The 1,821-nt window shown below is 51.1% G+C and carries 2 protein-coding genes; both read right to left on the bottom strand.

Annotation, left to right across the window (positions count from 1 at the left end):
* Positions 1-651 (bottom strand): electron transfer flavoprotein subunit alpha/FixB family protein (locus QMD53_07140; protein ID MDI6800410.1); only part of this gene is annotated, 651 nt, incomplete at its 3' end.
* A gap of 91 nt (positions 652-742) precedes the next feature.
* Positions 743-1,537: an electron transfer flavoprotein subunit beta/FixA family protein gene (locus QMD53_07135; protein MDI6800409.1), complete on the bottom strand. Its 795-nt coding sequence runs from the start codon at positions 1,535-1,537 to the stop codon at positions 743-745.
* Positions 1,538-1,821 lie beyond the last annotated feature (284 nt).

The following is a 1,821-nucleotide window of genomic DNA, read 5'->3' as shown; positions in this document are numbered from 1 at the left end:
GCTGACAACGACCTCAGCGTCTTCCAACTTCACCCCTTCCACCTCCTCTTTTATCCGATCGATAACTCTGACTTTAAGCGCCGAAGGGTCGATCTTGCCTTCTACAGGAATAACCTCACCTTGCCGGGAGTCATTGCGCTCTGCTGGCGGTACTATTTTCGGTCTTAGAGTAGCCATCTGAGGCCGGGCAGACCTTGATACCACCGTGGCGTGGGCGTTACCACCAAAGACAGGCCTGGTCGAGACCAGGAGCTTGGTCGCCGGGTCAACGGATAACGCCAGGCAATCCATAGCGAGCCCACCCCCTAAGCGACCATTGAGTCGCGGAGCTAAATCACAACCGACATCCGTATGGCCAAGAAGCATAATGGAAGGAAGCGCTTTCAGGCAAAGGTTAGCCGCTACCTGAGTGTAGGCATCGGAGTTATAGTTCTCCAGGAGACTGTCTTCAGCAACATAGACTTTGTCAGCCCCATAGGCGATTGCCTCCTGACCCAGGCCGCCTGTTTTGCTACCCATCAATAGGGCGCTTAAGTCTTCGCCCAGTTCATCGGCGAGCTTTCTTCCGGCTCCAAGGAGTTCTATCGTGATTGGCGCTAATTTCCCTTCAGCGATCTCACCACAAACCAAAACACCTTTATGATTAGCCATTGAATATCCTCCGTTCACTTTCTTGATTACAGAGATTCCAAAAAATGATTACATAGATTTCAGAGATTTCTCGGCTTTTTCCGAAATTTCATCATATCAGCTTAATAAGCTTTAAGGCTAGATTGACGGCCGCTTCGCCAGGTGTACTCCCGGTAACTATCTCGCACTCGGTCTTTCGGGTCGGCACAGAGAGACCGGTGACCTCGGTATGGGCGTTAGCCTTGTCCAACTGCGAAGGCTCAGTCCCAATATCCTGTCCTTTCCAGACCGGAATCTGCTTGCGGCGAGCAAGCATGAGGCCCATTCCAGCGGGAAGACGAGGTAGACCAATCTCACTGCTGACAGTAATTAGGCTTGGCATGGAAGCCTCCAGTACTTCATAGCCATCCTTCACTATCCTTTTTACCCTGAGCTTCTTGTCCACTGCTTCGATATCGCAGGCGAGGGTAACTACAGGGATGCCAAGTATTTCGGCTAGAATAGAGCCAACCTGACCAGCGCCCCAGTCAGCGGCCTGCCGGCCACACAGAACCAGGTCATACCCGCCAATTTTCTGGATCGCTTTCCCCAAGACATAAGCCGTACCAAAGCTATCCAGGTTTTCGAAGGCTTCATCCTGGAGAACAAATCCGTCGTCGGCCCCCATCGATATGGCGTGCTTTACCACGTCAGAAGCTTTCCCTGACCCCATACTGATCGCTGTTATTTTCCCTTTGTGCTTATCTTTGAGCCGGCATGCTGCCTCAATTGCTCGTTCATCAAATACGCTGATCACAGGCGGCACTCCGGCGGGAGGAATAACCTGTTTCGCCTCGGGGTCAATCTTGAATTTGGCCGGTGGTATCTCGGGGTCAAGTACTTGTTTAACACAGACGATCGTATGCATACGACTCCTCTCCTCGTGCCCCATGCTCAGAGGGCACGCCACGAATGATGAAAATGACGAATTTCACGAATGGTAACTAATGGTTGTCCATTTGCGTCATTCGTTGTCATTCGTGCTATTGGGGCCTACTGCTTCATTGCTGATTCAACTATTTCAACAAGGTCTCTTGCCTTCAACGAGTCCTTAATACCTTTATGTTCGATGCTATCCTCGAACATCTGTAAACAATAAGGGCAGGCGGTCACTACAGTCTCAGCCCCAGTCTTGAGAACGTCTTCAATGCG

It is taken from the genome of Actinomycetota bacterium (genome assembly GCA_030017835.1).
GTDB lineage: Bacteria > Actinomycetota > Aquicultoria > UBA3085 > Oleimmundimicrobiaceae > Yes70-04.
Note: the sequence above shows the minus strand (reverse complement) of the source record. Positions and strands in the feature narration are given on the sequence as shown.

What these genes read in the sequence shown, in the direction of transcription:
- QMD53_07135 (MDI6800409.1), bottom strand. Translation starts at nt 1,537, where the DNA reads ATGCATACGATCGTCTGTGTTAAACAAGTACTTGACCCCGAGATACCA.